Source organism: Curtobacterium flaccumfaciens UCD-AKU (genome assembly GCF_000349565.1).
Classification (GTDB): Bacteria; Actinomycetota; Actinomycetes; order Actinomycetales; family Microbacteriaceae; genus Curtobacterium; species Curtobacterium poinsettiae.
Genome location: NZ_KB714617.1, coordinates 75,195 through 95,304, shown reverse-complemented (window position 1 = coordinate 95,304; position 20,110 = coordinate 75,195). Strand labels below are relative to the sequence as shown.

Annotated in this window: 18 protein-coding genes; 8 read left to right on the top strand and 10 right to left on the bottom strand. The window is 72.1% G+C overall.

What is annotated here, in order from left to right; all coding sequences use genetic code 11:
• Positions 1 to 14: 14 nt before the first annotated feature.
• Both H489_RS37355 and H489_RS27920 read left to right on the top strand, forming a co-directional pair.
• Complete coding sequence (locus tag H489_RS37355; RefSeq protein WP_017887054.1) at positions 15 to 185, top strand: DUF3117 domain-containing protein; 171 nt, start codon at positions 15 to 17, stop codon at positions 183 to 185.
• Between the two features lie 113 nt (positions 186 to 298).
• On the top strand, positions 299 to 1,027 hold the full coding sequence (locus H489_RS27920) for an AAA family ATPase (protein WP_017887053.1): 729 nt from the start codon (positions 299 to 301) through the stop codon (positions 1,025 to 1,027).
• Positions 1,028 to 1,054: 27 nt separating this feature from the next.
• Here the strand turns inward: H489_RS27920 and H489_RS27915 are convergent, their stop codons facing one another.
• The gene (locus H489_RS27915) at positions 1,055 to 1,687 is read right to left on the bottom strand and encodes an O-methyltransferase (protein WP_017887052.1); all 633 of its coding nucleotides are present in this window, start codon (positions 1,685 to 1,687) and stop codon (positions 1,055 to 1,057) included.
• Positions 1,688 to 1,751: 64 nt separating this feature from the next.
• Here H489_RS27915 and H489_RS27910 point away from each other — a divergent pair, with 64 nt between their 5' ends.
• A complete protein-coding gene (locus tag H489_RS27910) occupies positions 1,752 to 2,120 on the top strand; it encodes a twin-arginine translocase TatA/TatE family subunit (protein WP_017887051.1) in 369 nt (122 codons plus the stop codon).
• Positions 2,121 to 2,224: 104 nt separating this feature from the next.
• Here H489_RS27910 and H489_RS27905 read toward each other — a convergent pair whose 3' ends face one another.
• Genes H489_RS27905 through H489_RS27890 form a run of 4 tightly spaced genes read right to left on the bottom strand, consistent with a single transcriptional unit; the run spans position 2,225 to position 6,106 of the window.
• Complete coding sequence (locus H489_RS27905) at positions 2,225 to 3,073, bottom strand: class I SAM-dependent methyltransferase (protein ID WP_017887050.1); 849 nt, start codon at positions 3,071 to 3,073, stop codon at positions 2,225 to 2,227.
• A 10-nt stretch (positions 3,074 to 3,083) separates the two neighbouring features.
• A complete protein-coding gene (locus tag H489_RS27900; protein WP_017887049.1) occupies positions 3,084 to 4,244 on the bottom strand; it encodes a P-loop NTPase in 1,161 nt (386 codons plus the stop codon).
• Positions 4,237 to 4,734 carry a DUF1003 domain-containing protein gene (locus tag H489_RS27895; protein ID WP_042539423.1) on the bottom strand — a complete coding sequence of 166 codons (498 nt, stop codon included), beginning with the start codon at positions 4,732 to 4,734 and terminating at the stop codon, positions 4,237 to 4,239. The genes H489_RS27900 and H489_RS27895 overlap by 8 nt, the downstream gene beginning before the upstream one ends.
• Positions 4,735 to 4,786: 52 nt before the next feature.
• Positions 4,787 to 6,106, bottom strand: a complete 1,320-nt coding sequence (locus tag H489_RS27890) for a magnesium transporter MgtE N-terminal domain-containing protein (protein ID WP_017887047.1) — start codon at positions 6,104 to 6,106, stop codon at positions 4,787 to 4,789.
• 104 nt (positions 6,107 to 6,210) lie between these two features.
• Here H489_RS27890 and H489_RS36825 point away from each other — a divergent pair, with 104 nt between their 5' ends.
• The gene (locus H489_RS36825; protein ID WP_017887046.1) at positions 6,211 to 7,092 is read left to right on the top strand and encodes a general stress protein; all 882 of its coding nucleotides are present in this window, start codon (positions 6,211 to 6,213) and stop codon (positions 7,090 to 7,092) included.
• Positions 7,093 to 7,491: 399 nt separating this feature from the next.
• Here H489_RS36825 and H489_RS27885 read toward each other — a convergent pair whose 3' ends face one another.
• Positions 7,492 to 7,968, bottom strand: a complete 477-nt coding sequence (locus tag H489_RS27885; RefSeq protein WP_017887045.1) for a GNAT family N-acetyltransferase — start codon at positions 7,966 to 7,968, stop codon at positions 7,492 to 7,494.
• Positions 7,969 to 7,977: 9 nt separating this feature from the next.
• A complete protein-coding gene (locus tag H489_RS27880; protein WP_017887044.1) occupies positions 7,978 to 9,462 on the bottom strand; it encodes an aminopeptidase P family protein in 1,485 nt (494 codons plus the stop codon).
• Positions 9,463 to 9,532: 70 nt separating this feature from the next.
• Here H489_RS27880 and H489_RS27875 point away from each other — a divergent pair, with 70 nt between their 5' ends.
• A complete protein-coding gene (locus tag H489_RS27875; RefSeq protein ID WP_017887043.1) occupies positions 9,533 to 10,405 on the top strand; it encodes a PHP domain-containing protein in 873 nt (290 codons plus the stop codon).
• 104 nt (positions 10,406 to 10,509) lie between these two features.
• Here H489_RS27875 and H489_RS27870 read toward each other — a convergent pair whose 3' ends face one another.
• Positions 10,510 to 12,015: a DEAD/DEAH box helicase gene (locus H489_RS27870; protein WP_017887042.1), complete on the bottom strand. Its 1,506-nt coding sequence runs from the start codon at positions 12,013 to 12,015 to the stop codon at positions 10,510 to 10,512.
• Between the two features lie 191 nt (positions 12,016 to 12,206).
• On the opposite strand from H489_RS27870, the gene H489_RS27865 reads away from it, so the two are divergent.
• Entirely contained in the window at positions 12,207 to 12,920 is a 714-nt protein-coding gene (locus H489_RS27865; RefSeq protein ID WP_231564082.1) for a ferritin-like fold-containing protein, read from the top strand.
• An 87-nt stretch (positions 12,921 to 13,007) separates the two neighbouring features.
• Here H489_RS27865 and H489_RS0118950 read toward each other — a convergent pair whose 3' ends face one another.
• Both H489_RS0118950 and H489_RS27860 read right to left on the bottom strand, forming a co-directional pair.
• The gene (locus H489_RS0118950; protein ID WP_017887040.1) at positions 13,008 to 13,304 is read right to left on the bottom strand and encodes a hypothetical protein; all 297 of its coding nucleotides are present in this window, start codon (positions 13,302 to 13,304) and stop codon (positions 13,008 to 13,010) included.
• A gap of 4 nt (positions 13,305 to 13,308) precedes the next feature.
• Positions 13,309 to 13,533: a DUF3107 domain-containing protein gene (locus H489_RS27860; protein ID WP_031259670.1), complete on the bottom strand. Its 225-nt coding sequence runs from the start codon at positions 13,531 to 13,533 to the stop codon at positions 13,309 to 13,311.
• 128 nt (positions 13,534 to 13,661) lie between these two features.
• Here H489_RS27860 and H489_RS27855 point away from each other — a divergent pair, with 128 nt between their 5' ends.
• Together H489_RS27855 and H489_RS27850 are read left to right on the top strand one after the other, a co-directional pair.
• The gene (locus tag H489_RS27855) at positions 13,662 to 16,817 is read left to right on the top strand and encodes a UrvD/REP family ATP-dependent DNA helicase (RefSeq protein WP_017887038.1); all 3,156 of its coding nucleotides are present in this window, start codon (positions 13,662 to 13,664) and stop codon (positions 16,815 to 16,817) included.
• Complete coding sequence (locus H489_RS27850; protein WP_017887037.1) at positions 16,814 to 20,068, top strand: ATP-dependent DNA helicase; 3,255 nt, start codon at positions 16,814 to 16,816, stop codon at positions 20,066 to 20,068. Before H489_RS27855 ends, H489_RS27850 begins: the two co-directional genes overlap by 4 nt.
• Positions 20,069 to 20,110 lie beyond the last annotated feature (42 nt).

Below are 20,110 nucleotides of genomic sequence, written 5' to 3'. Positions count from 1 at the left end.
AAAGGGGACATCTGATGGCAGCCATGAAGCCGAGGACCGGTGACGGGCCGATGGAGGCTGTTAAGGAGGGTCGACTCATCATCGTGCGGGTTCCGCTCGAAGGTGGAGGCCGCCTGGTCGTCTCGGTCAACGATGCCGAGGCCAAGGAACTCCACGACGCACTCGCCGAGGTCGTCTCGGCCTAGTACGTCGAAGCACCAGAACGGGAAGCCCGGAGCGTGTACGCTCCGGGCTTCCCGTCTGTCTGCCGGCGGCGGGCAGCCCCCGTGGTGTCGGTCGGCTCCGGCAGGATGAGGACGTGCCGAGGACCCACCTGCCCATCCGCCGCGTCGACGAGTACCGCGACCCGGACCCGATGCCGCGCGACGCCTGGCCGGCCACGCTCCCGCCGATCCGGCAGCTGCTCGACGAAGGGCTCGACCTGGACCCGGTGACGGTGTTCGTCGGGGACAACGGTGTCGGCAAGTCGACCCTGATCGAGGCGATCGCGCTCGCGTTCGGCATGTCCCCGGAGGGCGGCTCGACCGGGGCGCACCACTCGACCCGGCCGTCCGAGTCGGACCTGTGGCAGCACATCGTCCTGCGACGGGACTTCGGTGCGCCCCGTGGCGGCTTCTTCCTGCGTGCTGAGACCATGCACGGCTTCTTCACCTACCTCGAGGAGCACCCGAACCGCAGTCGCCCCGAACCGGTCTTCCACGAGCGCAGCCACGGTGAGGCGTTCCTGGACTTCGTCATCGACCGGGCGCGCTGGCCCGGGCTCTGGATCCTCGACGAGCCGGAGTCAGCCCTGTCGTTCTCGGGCTGCCTCACCCTGATCGCCCTGCTGCGGTCGATCGTCGAGAGCGGTGTCGGACAGGTCGTGCTCTCGACGCACTCACCCGTGCTGGCCGCGTTCCCGGGCGCGACGATCCACGAGGTCGGCGAATGGGGCCTGCGGCGCGCCGAGTGGAGTGAGCTCGACCTGGTGCGGAACCAGCGGGCGTTCCTCGAGTCCCCGGAGCGGTACCTGCGGCACCTCGACTGACCCGCGCGAGCGCCGGCGGGCCGAGGACTAGTTGGTGACCTTCGTCAGCTGCAGCAGCCCGTCACCGGCCGGCGACAGCGCGCTGCGCACCGCACCCGACGTCGACACCTCGGTCAGCAGCAGCCGGAAGTCCGTGGTGGCACGGTCGCGCTTGACCGGGTCGGCCACGCGTCCGCGCCACAGGGCGTGCGGTACCAGGACGGTGCCGCCCAGGCGTGCGAGGCGCAGCCCGTGCTCGACGTACTCGATGACGTGCTCCGGGTCGGCGTCGACGAGGACGACGTCGTACGAGGCCTCGTTCATGCGGGGGAGCACCTGGTTGGCCCGACCGGGGATGAGCCGGATCCGTGCGGGGGCGGTGCCGGCGCTGATGTAGGCGTCACGGGCGAACTGCTGGTGGTCGACCTCGACGTCGATCGTGGTCAGGGTCGCGTTCGGGGCACCGGCGAGCAGGTACAGGCCGGAGACGCCGAGACCGGTGCCGATCTCGATGATGCTCGTGGCTCGCGAGGCTGCGGCGATGACCCCGATCTGTGCACCGATCGCGGGCGAGATCGCTTCGACCCCGAGTTCCAGGGAGTGCTCACGAGCACGGGCGATCGCCTCGGTCTCCGAGACGATGTCCTCGGCGAACTTCCAGTTCGACTCTTTCTCTGACACGCACACTCCGTTCGGGAGACAACTCTAGAGGTGCAACGCAGCAGCACGCGTTAGGCTCGCTCGCGTGGACATCCCGCTCGACAAGATCCTGATCATCGGGGTCATCGGCGTCCTCTTGCTCGGGCCGCAGCGCCTGCCGATGTACGCCCAGAAGCTGGCCGAGTTCGTCAAGGCCGTCCGCCGGTTCGCCGACACCGCCAAGGAGCGGATGCGCGACGAGATGGGCCCCGAGTTCGACGACATCGAGTGGCAGAAGCTCGACCCGCGCCAGTACGACCCACGACGCATCATCCGTGACGCCCTGCTCGACTCCGGTTCCAGTGCCGCAGCCGTGCAGACCGCACAGGTCTCCGCGTCCAAGGTGCGTGCGACGGCTCCCGTCGTGCCCCTGGCCGCCGGTGAAGCCGCGCCCTTCGACGCCGAGGCGACCTGACGCTCGTCACAGCACCACCTGACGCTCGTCGCGTCACCACCTGACGGACTGGAGGCCCGTAGCGGATCCGCCACGGGCCTCCGGTCCGCCATGGGGTCGCGTCGTCAGTCGCGGGTGGCGACGATCGTGTAGGTCGTGGGGATGCGGTCGCGGTCGTGCTCCGGCCAGGCCCACGAACCGGTGCCGGTCTCGACCATGCGCGCGCTGAAGCGCCACGGCAGCGTGCGGCCCTCGTCGAGCCGGCGGAGCCGCAGCCCGGCGCCGAGCAGGGCGTTCACGATCTCGGACAGCGGGTGCGGCCACTCGAAGGTGCGGGTGTTCGCCACCGTGCCGTCGCCGGCGTAGGTGCCCGCGTCGTCCCACTGCTGGGCCGTGCCGTCGGGGAAGTACCGGTACCGGGTGACGAGCTCGTCCGCGTCCTCGTCGAGGGCGTACAGGGCCGGGTGGCCGTCGCGGATGAAGAACAGGCCGCCCGGGCGGAGCAGGCCGGCGACCTGCGCAGCCCAGCGATCCAGGTCTGGGAGCCAGCAGATCGTACCGATGCTCGTGTACACGACGTCGAAGTCACCGGTGACGGCGTCCCGGGCATCGAGGACGTCGGTCTCGACCCAGGTGATGTCGAGGCCGAGGCGTGACGCGAGTCCGGCGGCCGAGGCGAGGGCGGCGGGGGAGAAGTCGACGCCGGTCAGCCGGGCACCCTCGCGGGCGAGCGACACCGTGTCGGTGCCGATGTGGCACTGCAGGTGACAGACGTCGAGGCCCGCGAGCGAGCCGTTCGGCAGCCACGGCGTCAGCGCCGGCAGGTCCTCGCGGACGACGTCGGAGCGGTGGCCGGGGTCGGTGAGGGCGTCGATCGCGTACGCGCGCTCGTGGATCGGCACCCGGTCGTCCCAGTTCGCCTGGTTCGTGGCGCGTGCGTGCTTCCAGTCGACGTCGACGTGATCCGTGCTCATGCCCCCGAGCCTAGGACAGCGAGAGCCCGAGCTTCCGGCCGGCGAGCCCGCGTCCCATCGTGGTGATCCGGTCGGCGATCGCGGTCAGGGCCACCGCGGCCGGGTCCTCCGGGCTGCCGAGCACCACCGGTACCCCTGCGTCGCCGCCCTCGCGCAGCGGCACCGACAGCGGCACGCTGCCGAGCACCGGGACGGGGGCGTCCTGCCCGCGGGAGAGCCGCGATGCGGTCTCCGCACCACCGCCCTCGCCGAACAGGTGCAGGACCGACCCGTCCGGCTGCACGAGCCCGGACATGTTCTCGACCACGCCGATGACCCGCTGCCCGGTCTGCCGGGCGACGATCCCGCTGCGCTCGGCGACGTCGGCGGCGGCGGCCTGCGGGGTCGTGACGACCAGCACCTCGGCGTGCGGCAGGAGCTGCCCCACCGAGATCGCGACGTCGCCGGTCCCTGGGGGCAGGTCGAGCAGCAGGACGTCGAGGTCGCCGAAGAACACGTCGGTCAGGAACTGGTTCACGGTGCGGTGCAGCATCGGTCCGCGCCACGACACCGCGGTCGAGACGTCGTCGACGAACATGCCGATCGACACGACCTTCACGTCGTGGGCCACCGGCGGCAGGATCATGCTGTCCACACGCGTCGGACGCGGCGCGACCCCGTGCTCGTCGGTCAGGCCCATCAGCCCGGGCACGCTGAAGCCGTGCACGTCGACGTCGACGACCCCGACGCGCAGGCCCCGGCGGGCGAGCGCGACGGCGAGGTTCACGGTGACGGTGGACTTGCCGACGCCGCCCTTGCCACTCGTGACGGCGATGACGCGGGTGAGGGAGTCCGCCGTGAACTGCACGCCCTTCGGCCGGCCGGCGCGGAGCCGCTCGGTCAGCGCGGCGCGTGTCGCCGGGTCCATCACGGACACGTCGACGTCGACGGCGGCGACCCCCGGGACGGACGCGGCGGCGACGCGGACGTCGCGCTCGATGGTGTCGGCGGCGGGGCACCCCACGATCGTGAGCTGCAGGTCGACGCGCACCGAGCCTCCAGGCTGCACGTCGACACCACGGATCATGTCGAGCTCCGTGACGGGGCGACGGATCTCGGGGTCGATGACGCGGCCGAGCGCAGCGAGGACCGCCGTGCCGAGCTGATCGTCGGTGGGGACGGGTTCAGCCACGGGTGGAGCTGTCGTGTTCGTCCGCGTAGCCGGCCTCGTCGGCGTCGCGGCGGTCGAGTTCCTCGAGCAGGGAGCGGAGCTCGGCACGGATGAAGTCCTTGGACGCCATGTCCCGCATCGCCAGGCGCAGGGCCACGACCTCGCGGGCCAGGTACTCCGTGTCGGCCAGGTTGCGCTCGGCACGCTGGCGGTCCTGTTCGAACTGCACGCGGTCGCGGTCGTCCTGCCGGTTCTGCGCGAGCAGGATCAGCGGGGCCGCGTACGAGGCCTGCAGCGAGAGCACGAGGGTCAGCGCCGTGAAGCCGATCGCGGCCGAGTCGAACTGCCACGGCTTCGGCGCCAGGGTGTTGTAGCCCATCCAGACCACGCAGAACAGCGTGAGGCCGATGAGGAACCACGGCGTACCCATACCCCGGGCGATGCCCTCGGTCGCGCGACCGAAGGTGTCCCCGCGACCACGGCGCCGGCTGGGGAGCACGCGCGTACGCATGCCCTTGGGGGAGTCGAGCCGGACCTCTTGCCGGTCACGGTCGCGACGGGTGTCATCCGTTCGGGCCACGGGTGGTCCTCCTTCCCGTCGTCACGGGTGTCCTGCGCGGGCGTTGGCGTGGAAGCGGTGAGGGTTCCCCCTCGCCCTGACTTCGCCAGTCGTCCGGCAGGACGTGGTCGAGGACATCGTCGATCGTCACCACCCCGACGAGACGGTGGGCGTCGTCGACCACGGGGACGGAGAGCAGGTTGTAGGTCGCCATGATGCGGGTGACCTCGGCGGCGCTCGCGTCGACCCGGACCGGTTCGGTCTGCTGGTCGATGAGCGTGCCGAGCCGCTCGTTCGGCGGGTAGCGGAGCATCCGCTGGAAGTGCACGAGCCCGAGGAACCGACCGGTCGGCGGCTCGTACGGCGGCAGGGTGACGCAGACGGCGGCGCCGAGCACCGGCGCGAGCTCGTGGCGGCGGACCAGGGCCAGGCCCTCGGCCACGGTGGCGTCGGCCGAGACGATCACCGGTTCGGTGGTCATCAGACCACCGGCGGTGTCCGGCTCGTACTCCAGGAGCATGCGGACGTCCTGCGCCTCTTCCGGCTCCATGAGCTGCAGGAGGGCTTCGCTCCGCTCATCGGAGAACTGGGCCAGGACGTCGGCCGCGTCGTCGGGCTGCATCTGGTCGAGGACGTCGGCGGCACGGGCGTCCGTCAGCCGGGTGAGGATCTCGATGCGTTCCTGGTCCGGCATCTCCTCGAGCACGTCGGCGAGGCGGTCGTCCGGCAGTTCCTCGGAGACCTCGAACCGACGCTCGGCGGGCAGGTCGAGGAGCGTCGACGCCAGGTCGGCGGGCAGCAGGTCGGAGTACGCGGCGATGACGTGCTCGGCGGACTGGGCCTCGCCGGGGAGCTCGTCCTCGGTGACCTCGTTCCACGTCGCGAAGGTCGTCGGGCCCTTGCCGAACGGCGACGGCGTGGTCTTCGGCTTGCGGAGGAAGAGCTGCGCGACCTCCCAGTCGCCCTGCCCGCGGTCCTCGATCGCGACGTCCTCGATGGTGGCGCGGATCCGCTGGTTCTTGATGAGCACCTTGCGGCCGAGCATCTCGGCGATGACGCGGACCTCGCCGCCGCGCTGCTCGAAGCGGCGCATGTTCACCAGGCCGGTCGTGATGACCTGCCCGGCACCGATCGAGGTGATGCGGCCGATGCTCACGAAGATGCGGCGCTTGCCGGGCACCTCGACGATGAGCCCGACGACGTGCGGGGGATCGGCCCGGCGGTAGACGACCAGGACGTCCCGGACCCGTCCGACGCGGTCGCCCGCGGGGTCGAAGACGGAGCACCCGGCGAGGCGGGCGACGAAGACCTTCGTGGCGCTCACCCGACCCAGCGTAGTCGCTCGGGTGTGCGCGTTCGCCCGCGCCGGTCGGCGGCTTCCCTGAGAGTGCACGTGCGATTGCAAGGTGTGCGGTGAATGATGGCTGGGTGAGCAATCAGAGCCCCTTCGCCGGCAGGACCGCCCAGGCGTTCCCGACGCTGCCCAAGGGCGACGTCCTGGGAACGTACGACAGCTACCCCGACGCGCAGCGCGTGGTGGCGAAGCTGGCCGAGGCCGACTTCCCCGTCAACCAGCTCTCCATCGTCGGCAACGACCTGAAGACGGTCGAACGGGTCACCGGCAAGATGACCTACGGCCGCGCCGCCATCGCCGGCGCGCTGTCCGGTCTGTGGCTCGGCATCTTCTTCGGAATCGTGCTCACCCTCTTCTCGCCGAGCGCCGGCGGCCTGATCCTCGCCGCGGCGATCATCGGTGCCGCGTTCGGCATGCTCTACGGCATCGCCTCGTTCGCCATCACCAAGCGGCAGCGTGACTTCACCAGCGTCCACCAGGTGCTCGCCACGAACTACCAGATCGTCGTCAACCCGCAGCTGACCGGGCAGGCGCAGCGGATCCTCGGTGAGCACGGGGCGACCCCGTCCACGCACTGGAACGACGCTCCCCAGCAGCAGCAGCAGCAGTGGCGCCCGGGCCCCGGTGGGGTCCCGCCGCAGCAGCAGTCGCCGTACGGCGGGCACGCCACCCCGCACCAGCAGCCAGGAGGCCCGCAGCACCCCGGTACGTCGGCCCCCGGCGCGCAGACGGCCGCGCCTTCGGGCCCGCCGCGCTACGGCACGAACGACGGGCCCCGGTACGGCGAGACCCCGGAGACCGCTGCCGCCCCCACGGCCCCGCCGGTGCCGGAGCGTCGGCCCGAGGAGCCGCCGCGCTACGGCGAGCGGGTGGCCGGTGCGACGCCGCCGGAGCCCTCGTCCTCGCCGGACGCCCAGCGTGACGGCGATGGCGACGGGAACAGCGACCGCCGCTAGCCGGGCTCCGGCTGGCGCGACCGGCGTCGTCCTCGGGTCGCGCGAGGTCGGGTCGCGCGAGTTCGGGTCGTGCGAGTTCGGGTCGTGCGAGATCGCTCGACACGCCGTTCACGTCCGCCGAGGTCGCACGAACTGTCGCCGCCGAGCTGCACGGGCGGCACTTCGTGCGACCTCGCTGCCTGAGTCCGGACGGTCGGGCGGTCCGGGCGGTCGCAACACCCCGCACGCGAGGCCTCGAGCGGTCGGAGATCGTCGTTCGGCGCCGGCCCAGACGACGGTTCGCGACCGCTCGGCCTCGGGCCGACGGCACGTCGTGACCGAGAGCCGAGCGGGCTCGGGCGCGCGCGAGCCGGGCTTTCGCGCGGCGCGGTCCGGGCAGGCCCGGTCGGCGTCGCCGCGCTAGAGGACCTTCGAATAGCGGACCGACAGGGGCGCACCGACGTAGGGCCCGAAGTTCGCGATCCGCCGGAACCCCTCGCGCTGGTAGAACCCGACGGCGCGCTGCTGCTCCGTGCCCGTCTCGAGCACGAGCGCCGGAGAGCCCAGGTCGAGCGCGGCCTCTTCCAGCCGACGCAACAGTTCGGCGGCGACACCCGACCCGCGTGACTCCGGCCGGACGTACATCCGCTTGATCTCGGCGATGCCGTCGTCGACCACGCGCAGGCCCCCACACGCCAGGGGGGTGCCGGACTCGTCCCGCGCGACGAAGAACACAGAGACCGAGTCGGCGGTCGGCTTCTCGCCCGGTTCGGTGTCGCCGCCGTGCGCCCGGTCGATCTCCAGTCGCTGTGCGGCGCGGAGCCGTTGGGCGTCAGGTGAGTCGAAGTGCTCGACCTCGATCGAGAAGGTGTTCGGGGAGACCTCGGGCGTCGTCACCCGCTCACGCTAGCGGCCGGAACGGGCGATCCACCCCTCCACTTCCGAGGGGGTCCGGGGGATGCCGACGGACAGGTTCTCGGCGCCGTCCTCGGTGACCAGGATGTCGTCCTCGATGCGGACGCCGATGCCGCGGAACTCCTCGGGCACGGTCAGGTCGTCCTGCTGGAAGTACAGCCCGGGCTCGATCGTGAAGACCATGCCGGCCTGCACGGTGCCGTCGAGGTACATCTCGCGGCGGGCCTTCGCGCAGTCGTGCACGTCGAGGCCGAGGTGGTGGCTCGTGCCGTGCACCATGTAGCGGCGGTGGAACTGGTTGTCCGGCTCGAGCGACTCGGCGGCCGAGACCGGCAGGAAGCCCCACTCGGCGGTCTTCCGCGCGATGACCTGCATCGCGGTGGCGTGCACCTGGCGGAACGTGATGCCCGGCTTGACGATCGCGAAGGCGGCGTCGGCGGCTTCGAGCACGGCTTCGTAGACCATGCGCTGCACGGGCGAGAACGTGCCGCTCACCGGCAGCGTGCGGGTGATGTCGGCGGTGTAGAACGAGTCGACCTCGACCCCCGCGTCGATGAGGATGAGGTCGCCGGGCTGCACGGCGCCGTCGTTGCGGGTCCAGTGCAGGATGCAGGCGTGGTGGCCCGAAGCGGCGATGGTGTCGTAGCCCACGGTGTTGCCGTCGGCGCGGGCCCGCCGGTTGAACGTCCCCTCGACGATGCGCTCCCCGCGCGGGTGGGCGAGCACGGCGTCGAAGTCGGCGATGACGTCGTCGAACCCGTGCTTCGTGGCGTCGACGGCCTTGCGGAGTTCACGGACTTCGTACGCGTCCTTGACCAGTCGGAGCTCGGACAGGTCGCGGGCGAGCAGGTCGTCGGTCGCCGGGGAGTCGTCGGTCTCGTCGACGCCACCGATCGCCGCACCGATGCGGGTGTCGAGCGACCGGGTCAGGTCGTCGTCTGCTTCGCGCACCAGCAGCGCCGAGGCGTCGAGCGCGTCGGCGACGGGGGTGAACGCACCGAGGTCGGCCGTGGCCAGCCCCAGGTCGGCGGCGACGGCGTCGAGCGAGGGGCGCGGCCCGACCCAGAACTCGCCGATCTCGGGATTGGCGTAGAACTCTTCCGAGTCGCGGCCCGCGGTGGCGCGGAAGTACAGCGTGGCGTCGTGCCCGGAGCCGTTCGGCGTCATCACGAGCACGGAGCCGACGACGGTGTCGGTGCCCCAGCCGGTCAGGTGCGCGAAGGTGGAGTGCGGGCGGAACGGGTAGTCGCAGTCGTTCGAGCGGACCTTGGCCTGTCCGGCGGGCACCACGATCGTGCGGCCCGGGTGCAGCTCGGAGATGCGGGCGCGACGTTCGGCGGCGAACGCGGCCTGCTCGCGGGGTTCGGGCTGCGCTTCGTCGCGCTCGGCCCACTGCGACCCGATGAAGTCCTTGAAGGTCGAGGACCCGGGGGTCGTGGATCGGTTGCTCGTCGCGCGGGGAGTCGTGTCGGCCATGCGTCCATCATCGCACCGCCGGACGACACCCGGCCTGTGCGGCCGCTCACCTGTGGATAGCATTGGCCACGTGCCAGACCCGTTCATCGACCTGCACGCGCACTCCAGTGTCTCCGACGGCACCGAGCGTCCCGCGGAGCTCGTGCGAGCAGCCGCGGCCGCCGGACTCGACGCCGTCGCGCTGACCGACCACGACACGACGGCCGGGTGGGCGGACGCCACGACCGCGGCACTCGAGCTGCCCCTGACCCTGCTGCCGGGGCTCGAGCTGAGCACGCGGATCGGGTACCGGAGCGTGCACGTGCTCGGCTACCTGGTCGACCCCGAGCACCCCGGTCTGGTCGAGGAGACGACCCGCATCCGCGACGGTCGGCTCTCGCGCGCGCACCGCATGGTCGACCGCATCGCCGAGGACCACCCGATCACCTGGGCCGACGTCCTGGCCCAGTCCAGCCCCGGCGCCACGATCGGCCGCCCGCACATCGCGGACGCCCTGGTCGCCCGTGGGCTCGAGTCCGACCGGTCGGCGGCGTTCCGCGGCATCCTGCACCCGGCGTCCGGCTACTACGAACCCCACGAGGCACCGTCGCCCCTGCGGGGCGTCGAGCTCATCCGGCAGGCAGGCGGCGTGCCCGTCATCGCGCACCCGGCGGCGTCGTCGCGCGGGATCGTCATCGACGAACCGATGCTCCGCTCCCTGGTCGACGCCGGGCTCGGCGGTCTCGAGGTCGACCACCGCGAGAACCTGGCGCACGGCAAGCGCACCCTGCTCGACTGGGCGACCCGCTACGACCTGTTCGTCACCGGTTCGAGCGACTACCACGGCACCGGCAAGCCGAACCGGCTGGGGGAGCACCGGACCGCGCGCGTGTCCTTCGACGCCATCGTCGCCCAGGCCACGGGCAGCGCCCCCGTGGTCGGCTCCGGCTCGCGCCTGTCCTGACCCGAGGCTCGTCTCACCGAAGCGACACACCTCGCTCGGGGGGGGGCAGGTGGGGACGACGAAGGGCCCGTCGCGTCAGCGACGGGCCCTTCGGTCTGGAGGCGCTACTCGCCGTCCGACGTGCCCTGCGGTGCCGAGGCGGTCGCCGAGGCATCGCCGGTGCCGGCGCCGCGACGGCGGCGACGGCGGCGACGCTTCGCGGCGCCGTCGGTGGAACCACCCTCGGCGGCGGAGCCGTCCTCGGTGCCAGCCACGGCCGTGGGGGCGACCGACTCGGTTGCCGGAGCCTGCGGGGCGGACTGCTCCGAGCCTCCTGACCGGGTGCGGCTGCGCGACCGCGAACGCGACGCGTCACGTGAACCCGTCGCCGGGCGGTCGCTGCTGCGCTTCTCGGCGGGGGCACCGGCAGAAGCCGCGTGCGACGACGAGCCGGGCAGACGGCCCTTGGTGCCCTTGGGGATGTCGAGTTCCTCGAACAGGTGGGGCGACGACGAGTAGGTCTCGACGGGCTCGGGGATACCGAACTCGAGGGCCTTGTCGATCAGCGTCCACTTGTGCAGGTCGTCCCAGTCGACGAACGTGACCGCGATGCCGGTCTTGCCGGCGCGGCCGGTGCGGCCAGCGCGGTGCAGGTACGTGTCCGGGTCGTCCGGGATCGTGTGGTTGATCACGTGCGTGACGTCGTCGACGTCGATGCCGCGGGCGGCGACGTCGGTGGCGATGAGCACGTCGCGCTTGCCGGCCTTGAACGCCGCCATGGCGCGCTCGCGCTGCTCCTGGTTGAGGTCACCGTGCACCGCTGCCGCGTTGAACCCGCGGTCCTTGAGTTCCTCGACCAGCTTCGCCGCGGCACGCTTCGTGCGCGTGAAGATCACGGTCTTGCCGCGACCCTCGGCCTGCAGGATGCGGGCGATGACCTCGTCCTTGTCCAGCGAGTGCGCGCGGTAGATGAGGTGCTTGATGTTGGCCTGCATGAGGCCCTCGTCCGGGTCGGTCGCCCGGATGTGCACCGGACGGCTCATGAACCGTCGTGCGAGCGCGACGATCGGCGCGGGCATCGTCGCCGAGAACAGCATCGTGTGCCGCACCTCGGGGACCGCCTGGAAGATCCGCTCGATGTCCGACAGGAACCCGAGGTCGAGCATGCGGTCGGCCTCGTCGAGCACGACCTCTTGCACGTGGGAGAGGTCGAGCAGACGCTGCCGCTGCAGGTCGATGAGTCGCCCGGGCGTGCCGACGACGATCTGGGCGCCGGCCTTGAGCTGTTCGACCTGGCCTTCGTAGGCCTTGCCGCCGTAGATCGAGACGACCGTGGTCGGGCGGTTGGACGCCGCGAGCTCGAGGTCCTCGGTGACCTGGACCGCGAGTTCACGGGTCGGGACGACGACGAGCGCCTTCACACCGTGGGCCGGGTCGGCACCGAGTCGCTGGATCAGCGGCAGGCCGAACCCGAGGGTCTTGCCGGTACCCGTCTTGGCCTGGCCGATGATGTCCTGGCCGGTCAGGCCGAGCGGGATGGTCTGTTCCTGGATCGGGAAGGGCTCGATGATGCCCTTGCCGGCCAGTGCATCGACGATGTCCTGGTCGATGTTGAGGTCTGAGAAAGTCAAAGAATCACCTTAGTTCTGGTGGAAGTCCGGGCCAGTCTACCGACGGGCGCGTGGTCCGGGGCACTCCGGGGTGCCGCTGGACGTCGGCGCGGGCACCCGGCGGGTGCCGCTGGGCGTCGGGGCGGGTGACCGGCTGGCGCCGCTGGGCGTCGGGCGGGTGACCGGCGGGTGCCCTCTATGCTGGTCGGGTGGTGTCGTGGTGGAACCGGAAGCGCGCGGCGCAGCTCGCTGCCGCATGGCTCGCGTCGCGGAACCCGCGCGGAGCAGCACAGGTCAAGCGGCTCGCGCTCGACGACGTCACCCCGGAGCTCGACGTCTACCTGGGGCAGGCTGCCTACCTGCAGCTCTCCGTCTACGAGACGATGGGACGAGCCGGTGCTTCGGCACCGACGCTCTCCGGCCGTCTGGTCACCGGGGTGCTCGCGACTACGGCGCTCGAGCGGCACCGCACGATCGTGGCCGAGATCGAGCGGACCGGCGGGGACCCGGCGGCGCTGATGGCACCGCACCGCGAGGCGATCGACCTGTTCCTCGAACGGACGAGCGGTGCCGACTGGTACGAGTCGATGCTCACCGGCTACGTGACGGCAGGCATCCTGAACGACCTGTTCGGCAACCTGCTCCGCTCGCTGCCGATCGACGTGCGGCAGCGGCTGCGTTCGGTGTTCGACGCGCGCGAGGAAGCGGCGGTCGTCGAGGAGCTCACTGCCCACATCGAGGACGACCCGCAGATCGGATCGCGCCTGGCGATGTGGGGACGGCGTCTGGTGGGCGACACCCTGCTCGTCGCCCGGTCCGCCCTGGCGTCGCACGCCCGTGAGGACCAGGAGCGACTGGAGCCGGTCTGGACCGAGCTCATCGCCGCGCACACCCGACGGATGGACGCGCTCGGCCTGACGGCTTGAGCGGCAGGCTCGCTCGAGCTTCACGCTTGATCGAGCGTCACGCTTGCTCGATCGTTGGCTTGCTCGGGTGTCGGGCTTGCTCGGGTGTCAGGCGCCGCGCGTCTTGAGCTGCTCGTAGTACGCGGCGTCGCCCTTGTCGCGCCGGGTTCCGAGGAGCCACTCGACCATGACCGAGACCACGCCGGCCCCCACGAGGGCCACGACCCAGATCCAGGTGCCGTCGTACCGCCACCCGGCCCAGGTCAGCGCTTCCCACAGGACGGCTGCGGCGATGCCGCCGGCAGCGGGACCGACGAGCACGCCGCGGTTCGACCGCCACGGCAGGATCACGTGCGCGACCGCGCCGATGATGATGCCGCCGAGGACGGCGAAGAGCAGTTCCACGTCGTCAGGCGACGAAGCCGATGCGCCGTGCCTCTTCCGCGCCGACCTCGACGTACGCCAGGGCCGAGACGGGGACGATGAAGCGACGGCCCTTGTCGTCCTGCAGCGACAGGTGCGTCGACTTCGCGGTGAGCGCCTCGGACACGGCCTTCTCGACCTCGTCCGCGGTCTGGGCGGTCTCGAACGCGATCTCGCGCGGGCTGTTGATGATGCCGATCTTGATGTCCACGAGCACAGCGTATCCGAGCGGTCCCGTGCGGCATCGGCCGTTCGCCGCGGGCGCACTCGGGCGGTCGGACGACCGGTGCCCCGCGCGTCCGGGGCGGTGCTGTCGGCGGTCCTCGGTACCGTACGAGCGTGCCGCAGACCACGCTGATGCCCGCTCCCGAAGACACCGGGTTCGCGCGCGCACTGGTCGACGACCCCTCGCAGGCTGCGGTGCTCGCCTTGCCGGACGGCCGCCACGGTGCGGTGATCGGCGCCCCGGGCAGCGGCAAGACGACCACGCTCGCTCGCCTGGTCGCCGACCGCCTGCACCGCCGCGATGCGATCACCCCGGACGGGCACGCGACGGTCCTGGCACTGACCTCTGCACGCACAGCGGCGACGGCGCTGCGCGACCGACTGGCGCGGACGGTCGACCGGGTCGTTCCCGGGGCCCTCGCACGCACCGTGAACTCCCTGGCGTTCCAGATCGTCACGCACGCGGCGGCGGTGCAGGGGCAGGAACCCCCGACGCTGCTGACCGGTGGCGAGCAGGACCGGATCATCGCGGACCTGCTCGCCGGGCACGAACTCGACGCAGCCGGTCCGGCCTGGCCCGACCCGATCACCGCGGTCGTCCGTGAACGCGCCGGGTTCCGCACCGCACTCCGCGACGTGATGATGCGCGCTGTCGCCGCTGGTGTCGAGCCCGACGACATGCGCGAACTCGGCGACGAGCTCGGTCGACCCGAGTGGCACGCCGTGGGTGACTTCGTCGACGACTACCGCGCCTCGGTCACCGCGTTCCGGCCGACCGGACTCGACTCCGGCGAGCTCGTGGCGTACGCCACCGCCGCGGTGCTGCGGCACGAGCTCCCCGCGAGCATCGCCGCCCTGCGGCTGGTCGTCGTCGACGACACGCAAGAACTGGTGGAGGGCGAGATCGCCCTGCTCGGAGCCCTCGCGCGTTCCGGGGTGCAGATCGTCGCGTTCGGCGACCCGGACATCGCTGCCTCGGCGTTCCGCGGCGCCGAACCGGACGTGCTCGGACGGCTCGCCGTGCGACTCGGGGTGGACCGCGTCGACGAGCTGTTCCTCGGCGCCGTGCACCGGCACCCCGCGCCGATCCGCGCCCTGGTCTCCGGCATCACGGGCCGCATCGGCACCGCGGCGGCCGGGCGACAGAGAAGCGCCGCGGCGAGCCACCAGGACGCGCGGTCCGACGCCGTCGTCCACCTCGAGGCTGCCAGCCGGTCCGCCCTCGTGGTCGCGATCGCTCGTCGACTCCGCGAACACCGCCTGCTGGACGGCGTGCCGTGGCACCGGATGGCCGTGGTCACCCGGAGCGGCGCTGCCATCCCGGAACTCGTGCGGGCGCTCTCCGTGGCCGAGGTCCCGGCGACCGCCGGCGCGGCGCCCGTCCGTCCGCGCGACGACTCCGCGGCGCGGGCGCTGCTCGACGCGGCTGCGGTGGCGCTCGACGTCCTGCCGCTCGACGCCGCCCTGGCCACCGCGTTCGCCACGGGTCCCCTCGGCGGCCTCGACACCCTGGCGATGCGCAGACTCCGGCTCGCACTGCGGCGCGAGGAGCTCGCGGGCGACGGCAGCCGCACCGCCGACGAACTGCTGGTCGAGGCGCTGGGCGCACCGGAGCGACTGGCGACGGTCGACGCCGGGTTCGCGCGGCGTGCGACCCGACTTGCCCGGAGCCTGGTACAGGCGCGTGCCGACGCCGATGCGGGGTCGAGCATCGAGGAGATCCTCTGGGGGCTCTGGGAACGCAGTGGCCTCGCGAAGTCGTGGGGTGCCCAGTCCGCCGCCGGTGGTGTGGGTGCGGGGGAGGCCGACCGCCACCTGGACGCCGTCGTCGGCCTGTTCACCGCCGCCAAGCGCTTCGTCGAGCGCACGCCGGACGCCCCCGCGCGGGTCTTCGTCGACGACCTGCTCGGTGCCGACCTGCCCGAGGACTCGATCGGCCCCGACCGGACCGCCGGCCGTGTGCGGGTGCTGACCCCCTCGGCGACGATCGGACTCGAGTGCGACGTGGTCGTGGTGCTCGGCCTGCAGGACGGTGTCTGGCCGAACACCCGGGTGCGCGGCAGCCTGCTCGACCCGGACGGCCTGGTGCGCGCGGCCGCCGGTGTCGAGCGTTCGCCCATCGACGACCGCGCCGCCGTCGTCGCCGACGAACTCCGACTCTTCGCCCGGGCGGTGTCCCGCGCGACCACGCAGGTCGTCATCGGCACCGTCGCGAACGACGACGAGTCACCGTCGCCCTTCGTCCGTCTCGTCCCGGTCCCGCCGGACCGCCAGCCGACCGTTCATCCACTCTCGCTGCGCGGGCTCGCCGGGTCGCTGCGCCGACGGGTGGTGGGCTCCGGCGACCACGAAGCCGCGTCCGCGTTGGCCCGCCTGGCCGAGGCAGAGGTACCCGGGGCGGCTCCGGACGAGTGGTACGGACTCGCCGAGCCGACCACCGACGAACCCCTGGTCGACCTCGACGCCGAGCCCGTGCCCGAGGTCGAGGGCGGGGAGCCCGTCGCGCCGGCCGTGTCGGTGTCGCCGTCACGGATCGGCACCTTCGAGGAGTGCCCGGTGCACTGGTTCGCGCAGACCTTCGGTGGCGGTGTCCCGAGCCCGGCGATGGGCATCGGCACCATCGTGCACGAAGCGATGGAGCACGCCACCGAGATCGACGTCGAGTCGCTGTGGGAGCGGGTCGAGTCACGGTGGGACGAGCTCACGTTCGAGTCGCCCTGGGTCGCCGACCGCGAGCGCGCGCGGACGCGGCGGATGATCGAGGGACTGAGCGACTACCTCCGCACCTTCGCCAGCGCCGGGCGCCAGTTGCTCGGCGCCGAGACCTCGTTCGCGCTCGTGACCGGTCCAGCACGCATCCGGGGGAGCATCGACCGCATCGAGGTCGACCCCGATGGCCGGGTCAGCGTCGTCGACCTGAAGACCGGCCGCTCGATGCCCAGCGAGAAGAACGACATGCCGGAACACCCGCAGCTCGGTGCCTACCAACTCGCGGTCGAGGACGGCGCGGTCGACGGTGTACCCGCCGGCTCCCCGATGACCGATGCGCGGCTGGTCTTCGTCCAGAACCCCCGCGGTGGCCACGCTTTCTCGGAGCGGACGCAGCACGCGTTCGACGCCGAGGCGCGCGAGGCGTACCGCGAGCGCCTGCACGGTGTGGCGCGGGGCATGGCCGGCCGGACGTTCGTGGCGAACGTGGACGACCACTGCGAGAAGGCCCGGACCGGGGTCGAGTGCCGGATCCACGTGGTGGCGGAGGTGACCTGGTGAGCGACCCGACCGAGACGACCGACACGGCTGCTGCTGCTGCTGCGCCGCCCGTCATCCGGCACGGTGCCGACGCCATCGCCGACGCGCTGGGCCGCCCCCGTCCCACCGCCCAGCAGCGCGCCGTCATCGAGTCGCCGCTCGTGCCTGCGCTGGTCGTCGCCGGAGCGGGCAGCGGGAAGACCGAGACGATGGCCTCGCGCGTGGTCTGGCTGCTGGCCAACGGGCTCGTCCGCCCCGACGAGGTCCTCGGCCTGACCTTCACCCGCAAGGCCGCCGGCGAACTGTCGGTCCGCATCAACGACCGCATCCGCGCGCTCGAGGACGTCGGGCTGATCACCCCGGGGGACGCCTTCGAAGCGCCCACCGTCTCGACGTACAACGCCTTCGCGAACGCGGTCTTCCGCGAGAACGCCCTGCTCGTCGGCCGCGACGGCGAGTCCCAGGTGCTGACCGAACCCTCGGCCTGGCAGCTCGCCCGTCGGGTCGTGGTGGCCGCCCGCGACGACCGGCTCGCCGGACTCGACCGCGACGTCGACACCCTGACCGCCGCCGTGGTCGCGCTCGCCGGCGCCACCTCCGAACACCTCGTCGAACCAGAAGACCTGCGCCGGTTCGCCATCGAGTTCTCCGAGCTGCTCGAACTCCCCGGCAACCGGGGCAAGCCGTACAAGGCGATCACCGACGCGGTCGCCGCCATCGGCGCCCTCGAACCCCTGGCCGACCTGGTCGCCGAGTTCCGTCGACAGAAGGTCGACCGCGGGTTCGTGGAGTTCTCCGACCAGATCGCCCTGGCGCTCGCCGCGGCCGAGTCGGCACCGCGCGTCGTCGACGACCTGCGGAGTCGGTACGGCGTGGTGCTCCTCGACGAGTACCAGGACACCTCGGTGGTGCAGACCCGGTTCCTCGCCCGGCTGTTCCGCGGGCACTCGGTGATGGCGGTCGGCGACCCACACCAGTCGATCTACGGGTTCCGTGGGGCGAGTGCGGCGAACCTCGCCCGGTTCCCGCACGACTTCGGGGGCGACGAACCCGGCGTGGCCGAGCCGGTGACCTTCGCGCTGTCGACGAGCTGGCGGAACCCGGTCGACGTGCTCGCGGGGGCGAACGCGATCGTGGCGCCGCTGTCCGAGGCGTCCGAGGTCGACGTCGAACGGCTCTCGCCGCGACCGGGCGCCGACGCCGGCACCGTGCGGGTGGTGTTCCCCGAGACCCTGCCGGAAGAGGCCGACGAGGTCGCGGCGTGGTTCCAGGACCACCGCCGGCGGGCCCCGGCGGGCTCGATGGCGCTGCTGCTGCGGGCCCGGAAGGACCTCGCGGCGTTCACAGCGGCGCTCGGTGCCCGCGGGGTGCCGTACCACGTGCTCGGGACCGGAGGACTGCTCCAGCGCCCGGAGATCGTCGACCTGGTGGCATGCCTGCGCGTGCTGCACGACCCGGCGGCCGGCAACGACCTGATCCGGCTGCTCGCGGGCTCGCGGTGGCGGGTCGGGGCGGCGGACATCGTCGCCCTGCACCAGCTCGCCCGGTGGCTGTTCCAGCGCGACCACACCCAGCAGCGTCTCGACGACGACCTGACCGCCGCGTTCCGGGCCTCGGTCGCCGCAGGGGAGCACGGGTCGATCGTCGACGCGCTCGACTTCGTCGCGACCGCGCCCGACGAGCACGGTGCGCTCGAGGGCATCACCGCCGCCGGTCGCAGCCGGATGCGCGCGCTCGGCGGGCAGCTCGCGATGCTCCGCTCACGCGCGGGGAGTGACCTGGTCGACTTCGTGACGCTCGTCGTGCAGGAGATGCGACTCGACATCGAGGTCGCCGCGCACGAACAGGGCAGCGGCGCGTACCTCGACGCCTTCATCGACGAGCTCGCCGGCTTCGTGTCGACCGACGACCGCGCCGACCTCGGCTCGTTCCTCGGCTGGATCGACGCCGCAGCCCGGCGTGACGACATGGGCCCGCGTTCCGAGGAGCCCGAGGCCGGCACCGTGCAGATCCTGACGATCCACGGGTCCAAGGGGCTCGAGTGGGACGCCGTCGCGGTGCCCCGGATGGTGGAGGGCGGTCTGCCCGCGCGTCCGCAGGAGGGCTCGTCCGGCTGGCTCGGGTTCGGCCGTTTGCCGTACGAGTTCCGCGGGGACGCCGCGGAGCTGCCCCGGCTCGCCTGGCGCGGACAGGAGACCCAGAAGGACGTCACCACGGCGATCGACGCCTTCAAGGAACAGGTGAAGGCCCGCAACGAGGACGAGGAACGCCGGCTCACCTACGTCGCCCTGACCCGCGCCAAGCACGACCTGCTGGTGTCCGGCTCGTTCTGGGCCGGCGGGGTCCGACCCACTGAACCGAGCCGCTACCTGCGCGACCTGGTGGACGCCGACGTCATCGACGGCGCGGCGATCCCGGAGACGACGGTGCACGACGAGAACCCGATGGGGGAGAGCGGCGCGACCCAGACCTGGCCGCACGTGCCGTTCGGGCAGCGGGCGCCGCGGGTCCTGGCCGCGGCCGAGCGGGTGCGGAACGCGAACCCCGGAGCCGCCGGGCGCTTCGCCGCCGACATCGACCTGCTGCTCGCCGAACGGCACGCCACCCGGAACACGAAGCACGCGGTCGCCGTCCCGCACCGCGTCCCGGCGTCGGGCTTCAAGGACTACCTGACCGAACCCGACTCCGTGGCCGAGCGGCTCCGCCGGCCGATGCCCGAGCGACCGTACCGTGCCACCCGTCTCGGCACGCTCTTCCACCAGTGGGTGGAGCAACGGGCGCGGAGCGGTGGCAGGCTCGAGACCCTCGACGTCTGGGACGGCGAGCTCGACCTCGACGCCGACGACCTCGTCGACGCATCGCCGGACGCCGTGGTCACCGACGACGACGCCCGCCGACTCGCGGACTTCCAGGCGACGTTCGCCCGCTCACGGTGGGCCGGGCTGACACCGATCGAGGTCGAACGCGAGATCCACATCCCGTTCCTCGGGCACAGCGTCGTGTGCAAGCTCGACGCCGTCTACGAGATCGACGGGCGTGCCGAGGTCGTCGACTGGAAGACGGGCAAGGCTCCCTCGGGGGCAGACGACCTGGCTCGTCGCACCCTTCAGCTCGCGTTGTACCGCGTCGCGTACGCCGAGTTCACCGGACGGCCGCTCGACCAGGTCGACGCGGTGTTCTACTTCGTCGCCGACGACCTCGAGGTCCGTCCGTCCGAGCTGCTGGACCGCGCCGGCCTGGAGCGCGCGTGGTCCGAGGCCATCGGCACCTGACGTCCCGCGGCGGGCGGAAGGCGCGCGCGACACGGCAGGCTC